This is a genomic window from Pseudoalteromonas sp. US3C1013, assembly GCF_048401115.1.
Classification (GTDB): Bacteria; Pseudomonadota; Gammaproteobacteria; order Enterobacterales; family Alteromonadaceae; genus Pseudoalteromonas; species Pseudoalteromonas undina.
This window is the reverse complement of the sequence record NZ_CP183075.1, coordinates 617501-641524: the sequence shown is the minus strand read 5'-3', so window position 1 is coordinate 641524 and position 24024 is coordinate 617501. Positions and strand designations below refer to the sequence as shown.

The following is a 24024-nucleotide window of genomic DNA, read 5'->3' as shown; positions in this document are numbered from 1 at the left end:
TTAATATGTGCACATATTTAAGCGAATCCTATGAGCTATGTTTAATCAACACGTCAAAAATAACCATGTCATTTTAAGCCATCCTCAATATAGCACCGAAATAGAGTTAGATTGGTTTGAGCCCAACTTCTGGCAACAACAGCAAAAAATTGTCGGCGCTAAAAAAGGACGAGCAACCGCATGGTTTTTTAAACATGCAAATTTAACAGCTGTGTTGCGCCATTATTGGCGTGGCGGCCTAATAGGAAAACTACTCAGCGATCAATATTTATACTGCGGACTTGAGCATACCCGCGTTTATCAAGAGTTTAGTTTAATGACACGATTAATAGAGTTAGGCTTAAATGTACCAAAGCCTATTGCAGCTAAAGTGAGCCGCTATGGCTTCATTTACCGAGGTGATATTATTACTGAAGCGGTTAGCGGCGCTAAAAGTATATTAGATATACTGATTGAACGCACATTGAGTGAAGCTGAGATAAAAAAAATAGCACAAACTATTGCCCAATTTCATAGTAAAGGGGTTTATCACGCTGATTTAAATATTAATAATATTTTATTTGATGACTCTGGTGATGTTTACATTATCGACTTTGACCGTGGCGAAATAAAAGTTCCCCATAAAAAATGGCAACAAAGCAACATGTCTCGCTTACAGCGCTCCTTTTTAAAAGAGCAAAGCCGCAATAGCCACTTTCATTGGCAGCAAAACGATTGGCAGCATTTAGATAAACACTATCGTGACGGGTTAACCTAATAAAAACTAGTTTGCTAATGCTAAGTATTGCTCTGATACCCTATCGGCACACACTTTTTCTAAAATAGCTGCTTTGCCTACATTTGGGTTATCTGCGAGCACTTGCTTAACTGCCAGCACAAGCTCTTCGCTTTGACCAATTGGTACTAAATATTTGCTTAACTCACCTGTAAGTATTTCACTTGGACCATGAGGACACTCAGTACTGACAACTGGTGTTCCTACAGCCAAAGCCTCGACTAACACATTACCAAATCCTTCAAAGTCTGAGCTTAACAATAAAGCCTTAGCCTGCTTAATCCAATTATAAGGATTTTGTTCAAATCCAGGTACAATAAGTTGATTTTCAATTCCGTATTGTTTGGCTAACTTAAACGCTTTCTCTTTTTTATTACACAACAATACCAATTTATATTTTTTATCTAATTTGGCAAATGTGTCAAACAGAACATCGTGACGTTTTTGTTTAGCAAAACGTCCCACATGAATCAAGTAAGGTGTATCTGGTATATTAATATTTGATTCATTAGCTTGCTCATTAATTTCTTTAAAATTAAAGGGGTTATAAATAGTTGTTATAGCACTTGGACTAATTAAGTTGCCTTGCTTTATTTCTTCTTCAACCCCTTTAGAAACACAAATCAATGATTTACCATTTAAGTTTTGTTTGCTTTTTTTAAGATATAAATATGAAAGCGGACCTAGTTTTTTTTGCCTAGCGAGCTCTGCATTAACTGAGTTATGAACAACAAAATGGATATTTTCTATTTTACTTTTTGCTAATAAGTTATTACTACGATCTAAATTAGAAAGTACTAAATCAATAGAACCAAGTTGAAGTAGCTTTTGCTCAAACCATGCTTCTAATACTTTAACATTCTTTTTTATCTGCCAAAATCGATCAACTTTTGTGGCTCGACCTGAAAATAAACTTTCAACAGATAAGGTGTTTGGAATGTCATATTCAATATTTTGCGCCAATGACAAAATAGTCACATTGTGGGCTTTTGATACCATTTCCTGCGCCAAAGTAAGCATTACTTTTTCAGCGCCACCACCAACGAGGGAGTCAATTACAATAACAATATTCATAGCTTACTTCCTATTAACAACGCTTGTACTCCTTTGGTTATAACATCAAAGCTATGCACATTTTCTAGCGACTCGTATTGGCTAACTGTATTATTATAATTTGGCTCAAAAAGTAGCTCTTTTATTTTTTGGGTAATATCTAAAATATCAAGCTCAGCCTCTTTAACAACACCGGTACTCGCACAACGAACAACTCGCTCATTTTGATCTTTTGAAATAGCACATGCTATCGTTGGCGTTTGTAAAGCAATGGCTTGAAGTAAAGTATCGCCCGCGCTTAATAATGCCACCTTAGCCTGACTTAGTAAGGCTAAAAATTCAGTCCCCTCTTGGCTTGGCAAACAAATTAACTCATCGCTTTTAGGTAACGACTTAGTGTAATTAGGACCAAACACCACAACCCCTTTTAAACCTGTTTCTTTCGCAATATTCAGTCCTGCTTTATAGTAGATATCAGCACAGTTTTGGCCATTAAGGGTGTGCCCACCAGAGCCTGCGTTAACAATAAAGAACTCTTTCTCTTTCAATTGATAACGGGTTAGTGCATCGGATTTTTGTTGCGCTGATGCAAACACTGTAAATGGCCCGACATTAGCAGGATAGGCCAGAGACAACATGCTCAATTTTAGCTTTTCATACCACGAAAGAGGTTCAATACAGTAATCAGGCTGAACCACCCAATGAGTATCAATAAGGCCCGCTCTATTAAGCTTTAAACCTTTTGCTCGCTTTTTTGCATGCTGTGAAATAAAAACAACTTTAGCACCCACTTTTTTTGCAGCTTTCATTTGCTCAGCGCGTCCTGCACAATCAAATAGCACCGCATCTGGTTTGTATTGCTTAATAAACTGACATACGTGCGTATTTTCTTTTGTTGCCGATTGATTTAACAATAAGGTAGGGAATGGGCAGTTTTTAGCATAAGCCGTATGTTTATTTAAAATAAAATGAATATCTAACTGCTTGCCATACTCAGCCTTTAAGGTTTGAGCTAGCTGTAACGAGCGCATATATTCACCAATACCTTCTGGCGATGACACGGGAATAAATAAAAGTCGTTTGTTGCTCATTACTATCTCTATTTTTTCTTTGCTGCGAGTATATCAACGCCATCTTTTTAGCGATAGAGCCGCGGTGTTTTAATCTAATATATAGTAATATTTTTTTCTAATATCTCTTTAATGAGTTGATTTAATTACTGCAATAAAGGACGTAGATTGCTAAACTTGTTAGCAATTTCAATCATAAGGATCTGAGCTTTGCGAAACAAATTTTTTATACTTTCTTCGCTTTTTTGTGCCGTAACTACAACCGTAAATGCTGAACCTTGGGTAAAGCCTGATGATTATGCTCTTAGAGCAGATATACAACAGCTTGCCGATGCAGGTATAATTTTAGCGCCAGTAACAACGTACCCATTAATGTGGAAAAGCTTTATTAATGATGTAAACAATACTTCGTTAGAACAGTTATCTCCTCGCCTGCAGGATGCGTTATTACGTGTAAAACATCGTTATAAGTCAGAAAATAGCGGTTCGCATAGTGTACAGCTTTCGGCATTTGCCAGCTCAGATCCTCTTGTAGCCACTAGCTTTGGTGCCACCAATAGCCAAGAATCAGAGTTAACTGCTGCCTACGCTTATTTAGGACATAACTTTGCAGCTAAAATAGCGATTAATCATCGTAGTGATGGCAAAAACTGCTTAGTCGACGGTAAAACAACTGATGATATAGCTCAAAACGAGCAAGCACTAAAAGACTGCAATGATACCTCTCTAGATGACAGCTATTTAGCGTATCGTATGGGTAATTGGATTGTAAGAGCGGGTGCCGTTGAGCAATTTTGGGGGCCGGGTGTTGATAACAGCTTAATTATGTCTGGTAATGCAAAACCTTTACCTGCCATTAGTATTTCTCGTGAACAAAGTAGTGCCTTTGAAACACCTTGGTTAAGTTGGATAGGTCAGTGGGGGTTTACTGCACAAATGGCTAAGCTGGAATCAACCCGCGTTATTCCTGATGCGTTATTGTGGAGCACTCGGGTTAACTTTCGCCCCGTTCAACAATTAGAAATAGCACTGAGCTGGTCAGCACAATGGGCTGGTAAGGGACAACCAAGCTCGGCTGGTGACTTTATTGATATGATTACCGGTGATACAAAATGTGTTGATGGCACTACTAATTGTGATAGCCAGTTAGAATCAAAAATAGGTAATCAATTAGCAGGTATTGATATTCGTTGGTCAGACACATTATTTAACCAACCTTATGCCGTTTATGCCAGCACGATTGGTGAAGATGCGAGCTCACAGTTTAAACCAGCTGATAGAGCGTACTTATTTGGCTTACAAACAACACATCGTGTTTACGAGCAGAATTTACTAGTCAACTTAGAATATATTGATACAGGTGTGTCTTGCTCTGCGGGGTCAACGACCGAAAACTGCTATTATGAGCACACTGATTACCAATCAGGGTATCGTTACCATGGTCGCCCTATCGGCTCTACCTATGATAATGATGCGCAATCGCTAGTGTTAACCGTACTTGGGCAACTCTCAAGCGGAACTGACTGGCAAGTAAAATTACGTGATGTAGACTACAACAGCGACAACCGTGATAGATACCCAAATAACCCAGACTTAGGTAACTCGATTACCAAAACAGCATTTAGCTCTAAACAGCTTGAAGTACGTTACAGAATGCTTGCCATGGGGGGGCGCTTAACCCTTGGCGGACTTGCCTCTAATAACGATGGAGCAGAAAACGATACGTCTGCATTTGCAAAGTTCGAATATAACTTTTAGTTTTGCAAGCATTAAAAAAGGGGATAAACCAAAGTTTATCCCCTTTTTTATTTCACTAACTAGCTAGCTTTTAATTTTGCTAATCACTTTTGATGTAGAGCAACCATCTAAAAACTCAAGCACTTCTACTTTTCCGCCATGACGCAACACGTGCTCAGCACCGGCAATTTGCTCAACAGTGTAATCACCACCTTTAACAAGAATATCTGGGCTAATTTGCTCAATTAGCTTTGCTGGTGTGTCATTTTCAGCCTCACTGCCAAACGGAATAACCCAATCAACTGAGGCTAATGCACTTAAAACCATAGCACGCTCATCTAATGGGTTAATTGGGCGCTCAGGGCCTTTTAAACGGGCAATGGATTCATCGTTATTTAAACCAACCACTAATCTATCACCACGCGCTTTAGCTTGCGCTAAATAGCGCACATGGCCTGCATGCAAAATATCAAAACAACCATTAGTAAATACAATGGTTTCTCCATTTTGCTTTGCAAATTCAATATGTTGTAATACATCATCAAATGGGGTTTGATAATGCTCGCCAGTGGCTTGTAAGTATTGGCCTAACTTGCGGCTCAACTCTTCAGGAGAAACCGTAGCCGCTCCCAATTTACTTACTGCAATACCGGCAGCTAAGTTTGCAATTTCGACTGCATCTTTGGCGGTCATACCCGCACCTAGCATTACAGCTAATGTAGCAATAACAGTATCGCCCGCACCGGTTACATCACTTACTTCGAGTTGTTGCGCTGCAAAGTCATGCTTTTGCGTTGCATCAATTAGCGACATACCTTGTTCTGAGCGTGTTAGTAGCATGGCGTTAATACCCGCATCACTAATCAGGGTACGCGCGCTGCTAGCAAGCAACTCTTCTGAACCAACCTGACCACCCGCTAATTTAAACTCATTTAAATTAGGGGTTATGTAATCAGCTCCACGGTACAACTCTAAATCAGATGATTTAGGGTCAACAAGCACGGTTTTACCTGCATCTTTAGCAACCGAAATCATTTTTTGGATTAGCGCGAGTGAGCCCTTGTTGTAATCAGAAAATACAATAAAGTCGTAATCACTCAGCACCAGCTCTAATCGATTTAATAACAACTGGCTATGAGACTCATTAAAAGCCTCTTCTAAATCTAAACGCACAACTTGTTGATGACGACTGATCACCCGCATTTTAGAAATAGTCGGCAAATCGCATACACTCACAAGCTGTGAATTTATTTTTTCACCCTCTAGAATGTTTTCTAAAATTTGTCCGCTTTCATCCTCGCCAATTAGGCCAAGTAAACCCACTTTGCCATCTAGTCGGGCTATATTTTTAGCCACATTGGCGGCACCACCGGCTTTGTCTTCAAATTTACTGACTTTTACAACGGGTACTGGTGCCTCCGGCGAAATGCGGCCAGAATCACCATACCAGTAGCGGTCGAGCATAACGTCACCAACCACTAAAATACGCGCTGCTGATAAGTTTTTTAATAGCGATAAATCCATTACTGCTGCTCCGCAACAACCATATCCATGGCTTCACACAGCCAATGGCCAATAAACATGTGCGCCTCTTGAATACGGGCTGTTTCATCATTTTTAATAATAATAGGTAACTTGGCGATGTCTTTTACTTTACCTCCATCGCGACCTGTAAATGCAACAGTGAATGCTCCTATTTTATTAGCGGCTTCTAACGCTAAATTAATATTATTACTGGTGCCCGATGTAGTTAAGCCAATTACGATATCTTCAGGTTTACATAGCGCCTGAACTTGGCGTTCAAATACTGTGTCAAAATGATAGTCATTACTGTGCGCTGTTAAAATAGAGGTGTCTGTGGTTAGAGCAATAGACGCTAACGGTCCTCGCTCTAACTTATAACGTACCACAAACTCTGCAGCCAAATGCTGAGCATCAGCCGCACTGCCGCCATTACCAAACCAAACAACCTTACCACCAGCCTGTAAAGCACTATGACATGCTTCTAACAACTGCATTACCTCTTGATGATACGCCTCCATGGTTTCGAACAATACTTGGTGACGATTTAAACTTTCTAGGTAGCTAGTTGCCACTGAATCTATAATTGACATGAGATATTCCTCTTGGAACTGAAATGGCAGGAAAAATTAATTTCATTATTCCATAATTTTATAGCCAAATCACCTCTATATAACTAAATTAAAGTACGGGTAGAAAGTTATTATTCAGATAAAGAAGGTTTTTATCGTTGTTACCTTTTTCAAGTTGCTATTTTATATTTGTGTATTTAGAAAAAAACGATTTCACGCTAAACTAGCGCCACTTTCATTTATACAAAGCAACAGTATGGCACGCATTTTTTATTCACTCGCATTAATTATTATTAGCCCACTGATTGTATTTTACTTATATGTACTAAGAGGTAAAAAAAACGCAGGATATCGCGCTCACTTTAAGGAACGTTTTGGCTTCATAAGCCGCGCTTTATTTTCAAACAACAAACCAGTTGTATTTCATTGTGCTTCTGTTGGCGAGGTGTTAGCTGCAACCCCTTTAATTAAAGCCCTACAACATGAACAACCGCAGTTAAATATTTTAATTACCTGCAATACCCCAACAGGACGAGAGCAAGTTAGCGCACAATTTAAAAAAAGCGTTGCTGTTAGTTATTTACCCATTGATTTTCCTATGGCCACCACTCGCTTTTTAAAACGAGTAAAACCGCAATTACTCTGTATTTTAGAAACTGAACTATGGCCGAACTTAATGGCTAATGCGTACAAACAAAATATACCCGTATTGGTTGTTAACGCACGTCTATCTGAAAAGTCTCAGCAAGGCTACGAAAAAGTGGCCCAGCTAACTCGCAGTATCATGCAATCAATTACCGCACTTGCAAGTCATGACAAAGCTGATGCAAATCGCTTTATTGAATTAGGGCTACCTGCTGAAAAAAGCCATGTAACGGGATCAATAAAATTTGATATTACCCCAACCACTGCACAACTCGATAAAGTAGCCTCTTTAAAGCAATATTATAAAAAAGCAGAACGCTTTATATGGGTCGCAGGTTCTACACACCCTATAGAGCATGAGTTTATTTTAGCAGCCCACCAGCAACTACTAGAAACACATCCTGACGCTTTACTGATCATTGCGCCACGTCACCCCGAACAATTTAATAAAGTTGCAGAGCTACTGACTCACTCGAATCTTAGCTTTAGTCGTCGCAGTCAAAAAAATTATAATAATGAACAAATTGTGTTAGCCGACACATTAGGTGAATTACAATATCTATATGGTGCCGCTAATATTAGTTTTATTGGTGGCAGTTTAATTCGTCGTGGTGGCCATAACCCATTAGAGTCGGCAGCTTTTTCAGTGGGTGTACTTACCGGCCCTCATACCTACAACTTTGACCATGTTTACCCTGAACTTATTAAACTCAAAGGCGCCCATGTGGTTGAAAATACTGACGAACTGGTGCTTGCATTGCTTCGCTTGATTAAAAACACCAAAGCGTGTGATATTCTTGGCAGTAAAGCAGCTCAGTGCGTTGCTAAAAACCAAGGCGCTATTGCCAAAACGCTTGCCATTATAACTCCTTATTTAGAGCCAAAATCGTGACCAACTTAGCTATATCTCAAACCCGTGAATGGGTAAGCGCTGTGATTGTAAAATACAATTTTTGTCCATTTGCCCGTAAAGAAGTTGAAAATAACTGCATTCACTACACCATTAGTAACACCTCAAAAATTGATAATGCTGTTATGGATATGCTTGAACAATGTACCCAGCTTGACCGTGATCCTCAGCGTGAAACAACTTTGTTAATATTTGATAATGGCTTTACTGATTTTGAAGATTTTTTAGACCTTGTTGACTTAGCCAATGCGCTATTAGTTGCACAAGGTTTTGAGGGGAAGTACCAAATTGCAAACTTTCATCCTGACTATGTTTTTGCTGATAGTGATGAAGATGACGCTGCAAATTATACTAATCGCTCGCCTTTTCCTACTTTACACTTAATACGTGAAGCAAGTATGAGCGCGGCACTAGATGAATACAACGAGCCGGAGTCAATTCCTGAACACAATATCAACTTAGCTCGCCGTAAGGGAATTCACTTTTGGCAGCAGCTACTTAAAAATTGCAAAAAACCGAGCGCATAAGCTCGGTTTTTGGTTTTTAATAATGCGCAGAGTTATTTTTTAACCCACTCACCATTAACTTCAACGAAATGCCCTGCTTGGGTTTTTTCAATGGTTTTTGCCGCCGCTAGTGCTTCTACTTGAGCAAGTGACAAGTTGTTCTTTTTCGCAAGTTTTAAATATTGTGCTTTGCGCTTTGCGTTAATTTCATCAACAACCGCTTTAGCCTCTGCATTTTGTACAACCAAACCTAAATAACCTGAGCTATCTTCACCCACAAGCCCTTGGTTTTTAGCATCATCTAAACTGATTGCCCAAGCAGAAAATGACAATAAAGCGGCACTTAAAAGTGTGATCACGTTTAACTTTTTATTTTTTAATAAACTCATAATTGCTCCTTAGAATAACTCACTGTCATCGCTAAATAAGTCATCTAGCTCTTTATCAACTTTTACGCGAATTTCATGATCAACCTTCACATTTAAATTAATGGTGATAGGCTCTTTCGCTGCCACTTCAACGCGGTGCGTACATGCACTAAGCAACCCCAGTGCTGTAAGTATTATCAGCCATTTAGTCATTTTTAGTTCCTTTTGTTGAATACTCTTGTTCAACTTTTTGAGTAATTTCATCACTTAAGCGCAATGCTCTTAAGAGTGTAAAAACATTTTCTTCATGGTTGTAATTAAAGTTAACTTGCTGCGCCTGTTCCTTATTGTATCCCTTTAAGTTTACACCTAAATAAAGCCAACCGTCAGGCTTTAAGTCAACACTACTGTTTAAGCTCTGAATGTCTAAATCTTCCAACAAGCTTAAAATCGGGTCCAGTTCTTGTTGCTGAGCTTTAACTGCATCAAAAGCTGCATTGTCAGTAATAACTAGTTTACCTGTTCCTTGGTTAGATAATTCACCAGATTTTACCGAAATACCTTGTTGATCAAAGTAAACAGGTAAGCGGCCATTCACTCGACCAGTTAGTGTAATGCCTGATTTATCATCTAAGGTAATAAGTTTACTCGCATCAATATTTTCAAATGTGACCAAAGACTGCTGCGCTTTTTCCGTCACTTTGTAGCTATCCAAAGCAAAACGACCACCAAGTACATCAGCAGTTATTTCTTCAGCGCGAGCAATAGAGTTCTCAACACTAAAATTACCGACAATGTTACTCACAACAGCACCTGCTCGTAACTCATTTAATTCAAATGTAGTAGGAGCCACATTAAGCTGCCCTGAATCATAAGAACCCGTTAAGCGACTGCTAAAATGCTTAGCTAAATAATCGTTGTATAAGCCACTTACCTGTTCGACTTGAAATGCAAACTCAGCCTGCTGTAAATTAACATCTCCGCGAACAACCCCATTAAAGCTACCATCGGTCAGCGTGGCTAATGGTTCAAACTGCTGTAAAACAGGGTTAAATTTAGTCACAGCTTGATCTGCAACTGTTATCTCAAATGGGTGTTCCACAGCAGATATGTGGTGACTGGCTACCAACTCAATATCATCAATAAATACATGATGTGAGGCTTGAAGCGCCCGACTTTGCAGACCTTTAGAGCTTATGCGAATATTACTTAGGTTTAAAAAGTCACTGTTAAGTTGGGTAAGTTTAGTTTCACTGTTTAAATCGACAAATAATTCGCCAACAGCCAAACTTGAAGATGCTGATAATTGATTATTTACACCACGCACTTGGTATTGCTCATAAGCCACTGAGCGTAAATGGCTATCCAAGCTTGCGTTGATATTTTGTTTATCGTCAATCTCAGTCGTAAACTGTGCCTTGTAGCCCTTTACTGTTAATTTATCAAAACTAAGCTCAGCAAAACCAATCTCGCTGGTTATTTTCACATTTTTCTGACGCTGTAAAACATTCTCTATTTGAAATAGGCCAGTGCTTGCTACCTTTTTAGCTGATGCGGGTAAAAAACCAGGCAGCTCATCAACTTTTAATTGGTAGTTGCCATTCACAGCCAAGTTATTTAAAGCTGCATCTATTTCTATATGCTCAACGTCTTCACTGATAAACAATAACTTAATATTGCCTTTGGCATACTCTAACGGCTGCTGAATATTAATTGCTAGGTTTTTCAGGCTCAGCTTCGTTTCACTATTTTTAGTGTTTAATAGCATTGACGGTATAACAAGTTGTCCGTTTTCAAACTTTACCGTATCATTAAGCATCAATTGCCATTTTAACGGCAGCTGCTTGGCTACAAATTCACGCTGTGATTGATTGCTTATAAGCGTCAAACAATCACTATCAAACGTTACCAAGCTGGTTAATTGCTGTGTATTTAACAAGGCTTTTTTATCGTTAAAGTGATAGTAAATATTCATATCACCAAAAGCCTTTAGCGTTACTGGGCATTTACTAAATTGCTGTGTAAACTCAGCATCTATGTTTGATTTTATATCAACGGATAACCCATCAAAGGTGAACTCATGCCCACTGTTTAATGAAAGCGCGGGTATCGGCTTTATCTTTGTTAGTAATCCATCTGCTAACTTAAAGTGACCAGTAATTTTATGATTACTAACTGTTACTTCTGCAATTGCATCACCTGAAATCACAAATGTATTTAGCTTCTCTTCACCAATGCTAACTACCAGTTCATCATGAAGTTGTGGGTGGGTAATTAACAATCTTTTGATATCAATTTTCGGCCGCTCTTTGGGTAAACTAAGTGCCAGCTTTTTGAAGGAGTTATTACTTGTTGAGACACTCTCGCTATCATTTAAACGAAGATTAGCGCGGCCAACAGTTATTTTTTTTGTATCAGCCACAATGCCACCAAGCTCAATTTGATGGCCTTGGTAAGTCAAACATAATCGGTTTACGTCTAAGCTAATATTTGAGTTTAGTGACCAATCTAAACAATGTAGTTCAACGCCAGATTGGCTCAAAGATGGCGCTATAGCCCATTGAGTTATAGGCATACGAAATACATAACCCAGTGTTAAAACACTCAGAAATAAAAACACGATTCCCCATGCGATGCGTTTGATCATACTATCCTTATTGAGCCTTGAGCCTTGAACCTTGAACCTTGAACCTTGAACCTTGAACAGTCTAAACAAAAAAGGCTGCACAAGGCAGCCTTTTTATCTTACATTTAGATCATGAATCTAGCGTGTATATTAACCTACATTTTTACGCGCATTTCTAAACATACGCATCCATGGGCTATCCTCAGCCCACTCATCTGGATGCCAAGAGTTAGCAACCGCACGGAATACACGTTCAGGGTGTGGCATCATTACAGTTGCACGACCATCTGTTGATGTAATACCCGTGATCCCTTCAGGTGAACCATTCGGGTTTGCTGGGTACTGTGTTGTTGGGTTACCGTAGTTATCAACAAACTTAACCGCTACGGTGCCGCTTGCAAGTGCAGCCTTAGTTGCCGCATCATTTGCAAATTCTGCATGACCTTCACCATGTGAAACTGCAATTGGCATACGTGAACCTGCCATACCATTAAAGAACACCGATGGGTTTTCTTGAATTTCAACCAGACTAAAGCGTGCTTCAAAACGCTCTGACTTATTAGTTACAAAGCGCGGCCAATGTTCAGTACCTGGAATCAACTCTTTTAATGTTGATAGCATCTGACAACCGTTACATACACCTAAGCTAAAGGTATCTTCACGATGGAAGAAGCTTTGGAACTGATCGCGTGCCATATCGTTAAACAATATTGACTTAGCCCAGCCTTCACCAGCGCCTAATACGTCACCGTAAGAGAAGCCACCACACGCCACTAAACCTTTAAACTGTTCAAGCGTTAAACGACCTTCTAAAATATCACTCATGTGAACATCTACCGCAGCAAAACCAGCACGGTTAAACGCAGCAGCCATTTCTAGGTGCGAGTTAACGCCTTGCTCACGTAAAATAGCCATTTGTGGCTTAGCACCTGTCGCAATGTACGGTGCAGCTATATCTTCGTTTAAGTCAAAGTTAAGTTTAACGTTTAAGCCTGGGTCTTTTGCATCAAATTTAGCGTCAAATTCTTGCTTAGCACACTCAGGGTTATCACGACGCGCTTGCATCTGATAGGTTGTTTCGGCCCAAATTGTACGAAGCTCAGTACGCGTATGATTAAGTACTGTTTGCTCACCACGATTAAATACAATGTTATCGTCATTATTAAGCGAGCCAATCACATGGCTAATTGCGGCAACACCATGCTGCTCAAATACAGCATTTACAGCATCTAAATCACTGTTTGCTACTTGAATTACAGCACCTAACTCTTCGTTATAAAGCGCTTCAATATCCGAGCCAGTCAAAGTCGCTAAATCTACGGTTACACCGGTGTGTCCGGTAAACGCCATTTCAGCGATAGTAGTAAACAAGCCACCGTCTGAACGATCGTGATACGCAAGTAGCTTACTATCAGCCACTAGCGCCTGCATAGCATTGTAAAAGCCTTTTAGTAACTCAGGGCTGTCTACATCTGGAGTAACATCACCAAGCTGCTTATAAACTTGTGCAAGGCTTGATGCGCCCAGTCGGTTTTTACCCGCACCTAAATCAACTAATATAAGCGATGTCTCGCCTTTATCAGTGCGCAGCTGTGGAGTCACCGTTTTACGTACATCATCAACGCGGCCAAACGCTGTAATAATCAGTGATAAAGGTGATGTTACTGATTGCTCAGTTGTATCATCTTCATTTTTCCATGTCGTTTTCATCGACATCGAGTCTTTACCTACAGGTATAGTTAAACCAAGTGCTGGACATAACTCTTCACCAACAGCTTTAACCGCTTCATATAAACCTGCGTCTTCGCCAGGGTGACCCGCAGCCGCCATCCAGTTTGCAGATAACTTAATGTTCTCAAGGCTACCAATATTAGCACCAGCAATGTTTGTAAGAGACTCGGCCACAGCCAAACGTGCTGAGGCGCCATAATTAAGTAATGCCGCTGGAGTACGTTCACCTAGTGACATAGCTTCACCGTGGTAAGTATCGTAAGTTGCTGCGGTAACTGCACAGTTAGCAACAGGCACTTGCCATGGGCCTACCATTTGATCGCGCGCTACTAAACCAGTTACAGAGCGATCGCCAATAGTAATGAGGAAAGTTTTTTCTGCAATGGTTGGTAAACGTAATAAACGCTGCGCTGCATCCGCAGGATTAATTGCCTCTACATTTAATGCAGTGCCTACTACTTGTTGCGACGTAACATCACGATGCATTTTAGGTGCTTTACCTAGTAATACATCCAATGGTAAATCTACAGGGCTGTTATCAAAATGATTATCTGCAACCGTTAAATGACGCTCTTCTGTTGCTTCACCAATAACTGCATATTGTGCGCGCTCACGCTTACAAATTGCTTCAAAGCGTGCAAAGTCTTCAACGCCCACAGCAAGCACATAGCGCTCTTGCGATTCATTACACCAAATTTCGTGTGGTGCCATGCCCGGCTCATCATTAGGGATGTCACGCAGTTGGAATTTACCACCACGGCCACCATCATCTACAAGCTCAGGGAATGCATTTGATAAACCACCAGCGCCCACATCGTGTATAAACGCAATAGGGTTTGCATCACCTAGCTGCCAACATTTGTCGATCACTTCTTGACAACGACGTTCCATTTCTGGGTTTTCACGTTGAACAGAAGCAAAATCTAAATCTTCGTTTGATTGACCCGATGCCATGCTAGATGCAGCACCACCGCCTAAACCAATGTTCATTGCAGGGCCGCCAAGCGCAATCAGTTTTGCGCCTACTGGAATATCGCCTTTTTGAACATGATCAGCACGAATATTACCTAAACCACCGGCAAGCATTATTGGCTTGTGGTAACCACGTACCTCTTCACCATTGTGGCTGGTTACTTTTTCTTCGTATGTACGGAAATAACCTAAAAGATTAGGACGGCCAAACTCATTATTAAACGCAGCACCACCTAATGGGCCTTCAGTCATAATATCAAGGGCATTCACTATGCGCCCAGGCTTACCAAAATCACTCTCCCAAGGTTGTTCAAAACCTGGAATACGTAAATTAGATACAGTAAAGCCCACTAAGCCGGCTTTTGGTTTTGAACCACGGCCAGTTGCACCTTCATCGCGAATCTCACCGCCCGACCCTGTTGCCGCACCAGAGAAAGGAGCAATTGCTGTTGGGTGGTTATGGGTTTCAACCTTCATTAATATTTCAATGTCTTCTTGATGATACGCATATTCACCTTGCGCATTCGGGAAGAAGCGACCCGCCTTTGAGCCTTTCATTACGGCTGCATTATCTTTATAAGCAGACAGTACATTTTCAGGGTTATGCTCAAAGGTATTTTTAATCATTTTAAACAGCGACTTTGGCTGTTCAATACCATCGATAGTCCAATCAGCATTAAATATTTTATGACGACAATGCTCTGAGTTTGCTTGTGCAAACATGAATAATTCGATGTCGTTAGGATTGCGCCCTAACTTGATGAAGTTTTCAACTAAGTAGTCAATTTCATCATCAGCAAGTGCAAACCCTTGCTCTATATTGGCTACGGCTAATGCTTCGCGGCCGCCACCTAAAATATCAACTGATGACATTTGGCGAGGTGCATCACTGCGAAATAACTGCGCTGCATCTTCTAATTTACTATGAGTAGCTTCGGTCATACGGTCATGAAGAAGCGCTGTAACCTGTGTAAGTTGCTCGGCGCTTAAATCACCTTCAACATAGTAAGCAATACCACGCTCAACTCGGTGAACTTGCTTAAGCCCACAGTTATGAGCGATATCAGTCGCTTTTGAAGCCCATGGCGAAATAGTACCAGGGCGAGGCGTTACTAATACCAACTGACCCGCTGGCGCATGCTCAGCAATTGTTGGTCCATAGGTTAATAACTTCTCAAGTTTGGTTTGCTCATCATTGTTTAATGGCGATGTTAAATCGGCAAAGTGAGCGTATTCGGCATATACATTGGTGACAGGAAGTTGCAATTGTTGGCAACGCGCTAAAATTTTATTAACTCTGAACTCTGAAAGTGCTGGTGCACCACGAAGGATCAACATAAGTAATTTCACCCGGGGTTAGGGATTGAACGATATTTTAGGCGCGTATTATAGTCCAAATTACTCTCAGATTTAACTCAAAAATGCGCTTTTCATTAAATTAACTTTTTCTTTTTGTTTACACCTATTTTTTACTGGCTGCGATTAAACGGTAAGTGACGTAATCAGTAAGTTTTGTTATAACAGGAGATACGATGCTAAAGAGGCGAATATGTTGAAGATAAAGCTAATAACAATCATTACGTTAGTCATCCTTTTGTGTGCCTGTAACACACAAGAGCAGTCAACACAGCTCGCCCAAATTAAATCAGAAAATAAAATTCGCGTTGGTACACTCGCCAGTGCAAGTAATTATTATCAAGCTGTTCAAGGAGAACAAGGGTTTGAATTTGAACTCTCTCAAGCATTCGCCGACTACCTTGGGGTAGAGCTTGAAATTGTGCCCTTTTTTAATTTATCCGATATGTTTGCGCGCTTAAATAGTGGCGATCTCGATTTAATTGCCTCTGGGCTTACTTTTAACAAGGCGCGCGCCAAACGTTACCGCTATGGCCCAACTTACAGAACGATAAGTCAAAAATTAGTTTTTAAACAAGGGCGTGAACGCCCTCGTGATTTTGATGATTTAACCGGAAACTTCACCATTATTGCTAAAAGTAGTCATTCATTAACATTAGAAGAAATAAAACAAAACAACCCAGATTTAACTTGGAATGAAACCGAAGAATTTGATGAAGAAGAGTTACTACAAGCCGTTATTGATGGGGAAATAGATTACACCTTAGCGGACTCTCATACATTAGCGTTGTTTAGGCGCTATCACCCTAACTTGAGTATTGGCTTTTCAGTTACCCGTAATGATTCAATTGCATGGATACTAAGAAAGTCGAATGATGACTCATTGTACGCATTGCTAGTTCCTTTTTTTGGTGAGGCAAAACAAAACAATCAACTTTATGTACTTGAAGAAAAGTACTTTGGCCATGTACGTCAGTTTAATTACGTTAATACCTTAGCCTACATAGATGCAATAAAAGAAACACTGCCTAAATATCAACCTTGGTTTGTGCAATATGCGGGTAGCCTTGATTGGCGCTTACTTGCTGCATTGAGTTATCAAGAGTCGATGTGGAACCCACGAGCTAAGTCACCAACGGGTGTACGCGGTATTATGATGCTAACAAGGCGCACAGCAAAACAAGTCGGTGTTACTAATCGCTTAGAACCAGAACAAAACATACGTGGCGGTGCGAAATACTTAGCTAAATTAATCAAGCGTATACCTGATAGAATCCCGCAGCCTGATCGTACTTGGCTTGCACTTGCCGCTTATAATGTTGGTTGGGGGCACGTCAACGATGCCCGCATAATTACCGAACAGCAAGGAGCTAGCCCTGATAAATGGGCTGACGTTAAAAAGCGCTTACCATTGCTAGTAAAAAAACGTCACTACCGTAATACCCGCTATGGCTATGCTCGCGGTGATGTTGCAGTGACTTATGTTGATAATATTCGTCGCTATTACGATGCGCTTGTTTGGCTAGATGAAAATAATGCAATGGCAACTATACCACCAACTTCCGAAACAGAAAAAGAAACAAAAGATAAAAGCATTAAACCAGGTGATGCAAATCAACGTATTAGTGATGGCGTAGAAAAAGAAAAATAAAAGCGCTATGAAAATTTCGCGCTATATTAGCTACATGTTAGAAAAGCAAATAGTTGTTTACTTGCAATCAATTATTCAATAATCTGGCTCAATTGTATTAAAATCTGTGTCATCACCAAGCACATAAGGATAAGTAATGCTTAAACGTAGACGTACACATCAGCTTAAACGTTGTATAAAACACTCAACTGCCACTCGTCGTCGAGTGATGTTAAGAAACTTACATAAAAAGATAATTTGGCGCCGTCGTATGTTTGCTATGCAGCAAATGGCTGAGCTAGACGCCTTAATAGCAGCTGCAGACTAATCGTTGTTAAGGTTGCGAGCGGCTAGCTTTGCGGCTTTAATTTGTGCTCGGCGACGCTTAAAAAAACTAGAAATAGTCTCAGCACATTGTGTCTCTAAAACCCCACCCGTTATTTCTACTTGATGGTTTAAACGAGGTTCTTGCAACAAGTTCATAATAGAACCAGCAGAACCCGTTTTAGCATCGGCTGCACCAAATACTAAACGTTTAATTCGGCTGTGCACTAACAGACCTGCACACATAGAGCAAGGCTCTAACGTGACATACAAAGTGCAGTCAATTAAGCGATAGTTGTTAAGCACTTTTCCGGCTTCTCTTACCGCTATCATCTCAGCGTGGGCAGATGGGTCATTATCGGTAATTGAGCGATTATAACCCGCGCTTATAAGCTGATTATTTTTGACAATAATGGCGCCTACCGGGATCTCATCGAGTTGCTCTGCTTGTTTTGCATACACAAGAGCTTGTTCCATCCAATATTGGTCGTCAAATGGCTCTGTCATGATTATTACTTAACTATTTTTTATGCCGTAATTATACCAACTTAGCGTAAAAAAATGCGTAATTGATCACTTTATTGCAAAAATAAAACAAATTTAAGTGGTTTACCATGGCCCATAAGGCGGGATTTACGCTATAATCTCTCGCTTTTTTTATTTAGCTCACAACACGGGTAGCAAATGAAATTTCCTGGACGCCGCAGGCATAAACATTATTTTCCAGTGGAAGCCAAAGATCCACTGACCAATCAACTTAACGCCACAGAACGATTACACCGCAGCTATATTACGGGGATCGATCAAATCGTTGTTGATATAGAAGCTAAGGTTGACCAAGCTTTTCTCGATGAATTTCAATTGCGCCGAGGGATGTCGCAAGTTATAGATAATGACATCACTAATGCTTTATACGATCGCTTAAAACTAAACGATATGGTCGATTACGAATTCGCAGGAGGAACCGTTGGCAACACGATGCACAACTATTCCGTACTTGCTGATGATCGTTCGGTACTATTAGGCGTAATGAGCGAAAATATAAAAATAGGCAGTTATGCTTATCGATTTTTATGTAATAACTCAAGTCGTGTAGATTTAGACTACTTACAACCAGTCGATGGTCCTATTGGCCGTTGCTTTACCTTGATTGATGAAACAGGTGAGCGCACGTTTGCTATTAGTGCTGGCCTGATGAATTACCTAAAGCCAGAGTCAATTGATAAAGAGCTAATAGAAGGCTCATCAGCATTAGTCATCAGTGCTTATTTAATGCGTACTCAAGGTGATGAAACCATGACCGAAGCGACCATGCAAGCAATCAAGTACGCTAACGATGCAAATGTACCGGTGGTATTAACTCTAGGGACTAAGTTTCTTATCGAGCAGGACCCGACATGGTGGGCTAACTTTGTAGAAAAGCATGTTGATATACTTGCTATGAACGAAGAAGAAGGCCAAGCAATTACTGGATATGAAGATCCACTTCTTGCTGCTGACAAAGCATTAGACTGGGTTGACTTAGTTATTTGTACAGCCGGTGAAAAAGGCTTATTTATGGCTGGCTTTGTTGATGACAGCTGCAAACGTGAAACAGAGTACCCATTATTACCGGGTGCTATACCAGATTTTAATCGTTATGAATTTTCACGTGCAATGCGTAAAGTTGACTGTGAAAATCCTATAAAGGCATATAGCCATACAGCGCCGTTTATGGGTGGGCCTGACTCGATTAAAAATACCAATGGTGCCGGTGACTGTGCTTTAGCCGCGGTTTTACATGACTTATCAGCGAATGTTTATCATAAGTTGAATGTTGCTAATTCAGCAAAGCATCAGCAACAAGCCATTACCTACTCTTCGCTCGCACAAATTAGTAAATACGCTAACCGTGCTAGCTTTGAAGTGCTTGTACAGCACTCTCCTCGCTTATCACGTGGTTTGCCTGAGCGCGAAGATTGTTTAGAACAAGTGTATTGGGATCAATAAGATCCCATTACGCTAAACAAAGCTAAAATATCGATATATCAAGCTTTTTAGATAGCAGCTCTAATGCTGCTATTCCCGCCACTGAGTTACCAAAAGAGTTTAATCCTGGTGAATAGACTGCCACTGTAAATCTATTCGGTAACACCGCTAATATTGTTCCAGAAACACCCGATTTACCTGGCATGCCAACACGATAACCAAAGTCACCCGCTGCGTCATATAACCCACTGGTAAACAACAACGAATTTAGTTGCTTGTTTTGACGACTAGAAAGTACTCGTTTATTTGAGCTGTAATCTATCCCTTTATTGGCTAAAAAATTGTACGCCTTGGCAAGTTCAATACAATTAAGTTCTATGGCACAAAAATTAAAATACGACCAAAGGACATCATCTACTTCATTCTCAAAGTTACCGAATGATTTCATTAAATGTGCCATTGCCGCATTTCTATGCCTAAACTCATATTCTGAGTTAGCCACTTGCTTGTCAATTACAATACTGCGATTACCTGATAAATCGCGAAATGTTTCAAGCATAGAGTGCATAGGTGCAGATAAACGACTATACAGAGCATCACAGGTAACAATCGCTCCCGCATTAATAAATGGGTTACGTGGAATCCCTTTTTCAAACTCAAGCTGTGTCAGAGAGTTAAACGCCGTACCAGAAGGCTCTTTGCCAACTCTATTCCATAATTCATCGCCATAGCGTTGCAACGCTAATGTCAGAGTCATTACTTTAGATACAGATTGAATTGTGAAACGTTGCTCACAATCACCGGCGCAGAAAATTTCTCCGTCCGTAGTATAAATAGCAATAGAGAACTGCTCAGGAGAAACCTCTGCCAATGCCGGTATATAATCGGCAACTTTACCCTGCGTTAGTAAAGGCTTAACCTCTTGAGTTATCTCATTTAACACTCGTTGATAATCACTCGTTGGCAATCGACACCTCAATAATACGAAATCTAAAACCAAATTTTAACACGTCAGATCCATAACCGCATGGTAATGTTGAGCAAATAGGGGGTTCGCTGATATCAATGAAAATATTTCACTACAAACTTCGAAACTATTACAGCATAAGTAAACCATAGTAAGGGCTTTAAGTTCCTACTTTTTTTACTTTAATCTGATGCCTTTAATTAGAGTCGGTGGGCTACATCGTAGCGACAGCGCAGTAGAATGTCGCAGTGCCCACAGCGGTAAAAAGTCACATAGCAAAAGCGATGCTATCATTGTGTCGGGGCGGCCTTCCGCGGGGCTCGCCTTCGAGCTGTTTTGTTTGGCTACTGAGTTTGGCATGGGCTCTTAGATATTTACTAAACCCCAGACAACAAAAACCCGTTACATTGCTGTAACGGGTTTCTTTAATTGGATCCTCGTAATGTCATGGTGCCCACAGCGGTAGAAAGTCACATAGCAAATGCTACACTATCATTGTATCGGGGCGACCTTCCGCGGGGCTCGCCTTCGAGCTGTTTTGTTTGGCTACTGAGTTTGGCATGGGCTCTATTTACTAAACCCCAAACAGCAAAAAACCCGTCACATTGCTGTAACGGGTTTCTCTTATTTAGATCCTGGTAATGTCCTACTTTCACATAACAAATGCTACACTATCATCGGCGCTGTTTCGTTTCACTACTGAGTTCGGCATGGGGTCAGGTGGGTCCAAAACGCTATTGTCACCAAGAAAATTCTTTTCAATTTTCTTATTATTAATTTTTTTAAATTTAAAGTCTTTCGACTAAATTTGGAGCCTGGTAATGTCCTACTTTCACATAACAAATGCTACACTATCATCGGCGCTGTTTCGTTTCACTACTGAGTTCGGCATGGGGTCAGGTGGGTCCAAAACGCTATTGTCACCAAGCAAATTTGGGTGTCAGTCCGTATCGCTACGCACTAACTAAAATTTGGAATTCTGATAATAAAGTCTTCTAGTATCTACTTTAGTTATATTAACTTCTTCGCTTGTTTCACTATCACATAAAACGCGTTTGGCGTTGTATGGTTAAGCCTCACGGGTAATTAGTACAAGTTAGCTTAATGGCTCACACCACTTCCACATCTTGCCTATCAACGTTGTAGTCTTCAACGGCCCTTCAGAGACTTTAAAAGTCTAGTGAGAACTCATCTCGAGGCCTGCTTCGCGCTTAGATGCTTTCAGCGCTTATCAGTTCCGAACGTAGCTACCGGGCAATGCCATTGGCATGACAACCCGAACACCAGCGGTTCGTTCACTCCGGTCCTCTCGTACTAGGAGCAACCCCTCTCAATTCTCAAACGCCCACGGCAGATAGGGACCGAACTGTCTCACGACGTTCTAAACCCAGCTCGCGTACCACTTTAAATGGCGAACAGCCATACCCTTGGGACCGACTTCAGCCCCAGGATGTGATGAGCCGACATCGAGGTGCCAAACACCGCCGTCGATATGAACTCTTGGGCGGTATCAGCCTGTTATCCCCGGAGTACCTTTTATCCGTTGAGCGATGGCCCTTCCATTCAGAACCACCGGATCACTATGACCTACTTTCGTACCTGCTCGACGTGTCTGTCTCGCAGTTAAGCTGGCTTCTACCATTACACTAACCGTACGATGTCCGACCGTACTTAGCCAACCTTCGTGCTCCTCCGTTACTCTTTGGGAGGAGACCGCCCCAGTCAAACTACCCACCAGGCACTGTCCGTAACCCCGATTCAGGGGCCAACGTTAGAACATCAAAACTACAAGGGTGGTATTTCAAGGACGACTCCACAAAAACTAGCGTCTCTGCTTCTAAGTCTCCCACCTATCCTACACATGTAGGTTCAATGTTCAGTGCCAAGCTGTAGTAAAGGTTCACGGGGTCTTTCCGTCTAGCCGCGGGTACACAGCATCTTCACTGCGATTTCAATTTCACTGAGTCTCGGGTGGAGACAGCGTGGCCATGGTTACACCATTCGTGCAGGTCGGAACTTACCCGACAAGGAATTTCGCTACCTTAGGACCGTTATAGTTACGGCCGCCGTTTACCGGGGCTTCGATCAAGAGCTTCTCCGAAGATAACCCCATCAATTAACCTTCCGGCACCGGGCAGGTGTCACACCGTATACGTCATCTTGCGATTTTGCACAGTGCTGTGTTTTTAATAAACAGTCCCAGCCACCTGGTCACTGCGGCTCCAATCAGCTTAGAGAGCAAGTCTCATCACCAATCGGAGCGTACCTTCTCCCGAAGTTACGGTACGATTTTGCCTAGTTCCTTCACCCGAGTTCTCTCAAGCGCCTTAGTATTCTCTACCTGACCACCTGTGTCGGTTTGGGGTACGATTCGGTATAATCTGAAGCTTAGAGGCTTTTCCTGGAAGTATGGCATCAGCAACTTCATCACCTTGGTGACTCGTCTCGTGTCTCAGCCTAACAGCAACCCGGATTTACCTAAGTCACTAGCCTACACACTTTCACATGGACTACCATCGCCATGCTTGCTTAGCCTGCTCCGTCCCCCCATCGCAATTATACCAAGTACGGAAATATTAATCCGTTTCCCATCGACTACGCCTTTCGGCCTCGCCTTAGGGGTCGACTTACCCTACCCTGATTAACATGGGATAGGAACCCTTGGTCTTCCGGCGTGCGGGTTTTTCACCCGCATTATCGTTACTCATGTCAGCATTCGCACTTCTGATACGTCCAGCATACCTCCCGGTACACCTTCAACCGCTTACAGAACGCTCCCCTACCACTCAGAATAAATTCTGAATCCGCAGCTTCGGTGCATAGTTTAGCCCCGTTACATCTTCCGCGCAGACCGACTCGACCAGTGAGCTATTACGCTTTCTTTAAAGGATGGCTGCTTCTAAGCCAACCTCCTGGCTGTCTGGGCCTTTCCACATCGTTTCCCACTTAACTATGACTTTGGGACCTTAGCTGGCGGTCTGGGTTGTTTCCCTCTTCACGACGGACGTTAGCACCCGCCGTGTGTCTCCCGGATATTACTTTACGGTATTCGGAGTTTGCAAAGGGTTGGTAAGTCGGGATGACCCCCTAGCCTTAACAGTGCTCTACCCCCGTAAGTATTCGTCCGAGGCTCTACCTAAATAGATTTCGGGGAGAACCAGCTATCTCCCGGTTTGATTAGCCTTTCACTCCTAACCACAGGTCATCCCCTAACTTTTCAACGTTAGTGGGTTCGGTCCTCCAGTTGATGTTACTCAACCTTCAACCTGCCCATGGCTAGATCACCGGGTTTC

The 24024-nt window shown here is 41.4% G+C and carries 17 protein-coding genes and 3 rRNA genes (1 of these 20 running past the window's edge); 7 read left to right on the top strand and 13 right to left on the bottom strand.

Annotated features, from left to right (window positions below; translation table 11 throughout):
- Nucleotides 1-37 precede the first annotated feature (37 nt).
- On the top strand, nt 38-757 hold the full coding sequence (locus tag ACNSN2_RS02940) for a 3-deoxy-D-manno-octulosonic acid kinase (RefSeq protein WP_418608541.1): 720 nt from the start codon (nt 38-40) through the stop codon (nt 755-757).
- Nucleotides 758-763: 6 nt separating this feature from the next.
- On the opposite strand, the gene ACNSN2_RS02935 is transcribed toward ACNSN2_RS02940, so the two are convergent.
- Together ACNSN2_RS02935 and ACNSN2_RS02930 are read right to left on the bottom strand one after the other, a co-directional pair.
- Nucleotides 764-1849: a glycosyltransferase gene (locus ACNSN2_RS02935; RefSeq protein WP_418608540.1), complete on the bottom strand. Its 1086-nt coding sequence runs from the start codon at nt 1847-1849 to the stop codon at nt 764-766.
- Nucleotides 1846-2919 (bottom strand): glycosyltransferase family 1 protein, encoded by a 1074-nt coding sequence (locus tag ACNSN2_RS02930; RefSeq protein WP_418608539.1) that lies wholly within the window; start codon nt 2917-2919, stop codon nt 1846-1848. Before ACNSN2_RS02930 ends, ACNSN2_RS02935 begins: the two co-directional genes overlap by 4 nt.
- 189 nt (nt 2920-3108) lie before the next feature.
- Between ACNSN2_RS02930 and ACNSN2_RS02925 the strand changes: the two genes are divergently transcribed.
- Entirely contained in the window at nt 3109-4656 is a 1548-nt protein-coding gene (locus ACNSN2_RS02925; protein ID WP_010390982.1) for a capsule assembly Wzi family protein, read from the top strand.
- A gap of 63 nt (nt 4657-4719) precedes the next feature.
- On the opposite strand, the gene hldE is transcribed toward ACNSN2_RS02925, so the two are convergent.
- Nucleotides 4720-6159 carry a bifunctional D-glycero-beta-D-manno-heptose-7-phosphate kinase/D-glycero-beta-D-manno-heptose 1-phosphate adenylyltransferase HldE gene (gene hldE / locus ACNSN2_RS02920; RefSeq protein WP_010390981.1) on the bottom strand — a complete coding sequence of 480 codons (1440 nt, stop codon included), beginning with the start codon at nt 6157-6159 and terminating at the stop codon, nt 4720-4722.
- Nucleotides 6159-6749 carry a D-sedoheptulose-7-phosphate isomerase gene (locus ACNSN2_RS02915; protein ID WP_008115583.1) on the bottom strand — a complete coding sequence of 197 codons (591 nt, stop codon included), beginning with the start codon at nt 6747-6749 and terminating at the stop codon, nt 6159-6161. Before ACNSN2_RS02915 ends, hldE begins: the two co-directional genes overlap by 1 nt.
- 235 nt (nt 6750-6984) lie before the next feature.
- Here ACNSN2_RS02915 and waaA point away from each other — a divergent pair, with 235 nt between their 5' ends.
- Together waaA and ACNSN2_RS02905 are read left to right on the top strand one after the other, a co-directional pair.
- A complete protein-coding gene (waaA, locus tag ACNSN2_RS02910) occupies nt 6985-8265 on the top strand; it encodes a lipid IV(A) 3-deoxy-D-manno-octulosonic acid transferase (RefSeq protein WP_418608538.1) in 1281 nt (426 codons plus the stop codon).
- Nucleotides 8262-8810, top strand: a complete 549-nt coding sequence (locus ACNSN2_RS02905; RefSeq protein ID WP_418608537.1) for a DUF1415 domain-containing protein — start codon at nt 8262-8264, stop codon at nt 8808-8810. Before waaA ends, ACNSN2_RS02905 begins: the two co-directional genes overlap by 4 nt.
- 32 nt (nt 8811-8842) lie before the next feature.
- On the opposite strand, the gene ACNSN2_RS02900 is transcribed toward ACNSN2_RS02905, so the two are convergent.
- From ACNSN2_RS02900 to purL, 4 genes are all read right to left on the bottom strand, one after another.
- On the bottom strand, nt 8843-9178 hold the full coding sequence (locus ACNSN2_RS02900) for a YdbL family protein (RefSeq protein WP_008115577.1): 336 nt from the start codon (nt 9176-9178) through the stop codon (nt 8843-8845).
- A 9-nt stretch (nt 9179-9187) separates the two neighbouring features.
- A complete protein-coding gene (locus ACNSN2_RS02895; protein WP_008115575.1) occupies nt 9188-9370 on the bottom strand; it encodes a YnbE family lipoprotein in 183 nt (60 codons plus the stop codon).
- Nucleotides 9363-11804, bottom strand: a complete 2442-nt coding sequence (locus tag ACNSN2_RS02890; protein ID WP_418608536.1) for a YdbH domain-containing protein — start codon at nt 11802-11804, stop codon at nt 9363-9365. The genes ACNSN2_RS02895 and ACNSN2_RS02890 overlap by 8 nt, the downstream gene beginning before the upstream one ends.
- Nucleotides 11805-11933: 129 nt before the next feature.
- A complete protein-coding gene (gene purL / locus ACNSN2_RS02885) occupies nt 11934-15824 on the bottom strand; it encodes a phosphoribosylformylglycinamidine synthase (RefSeq protein WP_418608535.1) in 3891 nt (1296 codons plus the stop codon).
- Between the two features lie 211 nt (nt 15825-16035).
- Here purL and mltF point away from each other — a divergent pair, with 211 nt between their 5' ends.
- A complete protein-coding gene (gene mltF, locus ACNSN2_RS02880; protein ID WP_418608534.1) occupies nt 16036-17493 on the top strand; it encodes a membrane-bound lytic murein transglycosylase MltF in 1458 nt (485 codons plus the stop codon).
- Between the two features lie 136 nt (nt 17494-17629).
- Nucleotides 17630-17800 carry a hypothetical protein gene (locus tag ACNSN2_RS02875; protein ID WP_008468235.1) on the top strand — a complete coding sequence of 57 codons (171 nt, stop codon included), beginning with the start codon at nt 17630-17632 and terminating at the stop codon, nt 17798-17800.
- Here ACNSN2_RS02875 and tadA read toward each other — a convergent pair.
- Nucleotides 17797-18303 carry a tRNA adenosine(34) deaminase TadA gene (tadA, locus tag ACNSN2_RS02870; protein ID WP_010390967.1) on the bottom strand — a complete coding sequence of 169 codons (507 nt, stop codon included), beginning with the start codon at nt 18301-18303 and terminating at the stop codon, nt 17797-17799. The genes ACNSN2_RS02875 and tadA overlap by 4 nt on opposite strands.
- A gap of 177 nt (nt 18304-18480) precedes the next feature.
- Here tadA and ACNSN2_RS02865 point away from each other — a divergent pair, with 177 nt between their 5' ends.
- Complete coding sequence (locus ACNSN2_RS02865) at nt 18481-19785, top strand: inosine/guanosine kinase (RefSeq protein WP_036985324.1); 1305 nt, start codon at nt 18481-18483, stop codon at nt 19783-19785.
- Between the two features lie 22 nt (nt 19786-19807).
- Here the strand turns inward: ACNSN2_RS02865 and glsB are convergent, their stop codons facing one another.
- The 4 genes from glsB to ACNSN2_RS02845 all read right to left on the bottom strand — a co-directional run.
- Complete coding sequence (gene glsB, locus ACNSN2_RS02860) at nt 19808-20731, bottom strand: glutaminase B (protein ID WP_010390961.1); 924 nt, start codon at nt 20729-20731, stop codon at nt 19808-19810.
- 633 nt (nt 20732-21364) lie between these two features.
- Nucleotides 21365-21479, bottom strand: a 5S ribosomal RNA gene (gene rrf, locus ACNSN2_RS02855).
- 65 nt (nt 21480-21544) lie between these two features.
- Nucleotides 21545-21659 (bottom strand): 5S ribosomal RNA (rrf, locus tag ACNSN2_RS02850).
- 137 nt (nt 21660-21796) lie between these two features.
- A 23S ribosomal RNA gene (locus ACNSN2_RS02845) occupies nt 21797-24024 on the bottom strand (it continues 657 nt past the right edge of the window).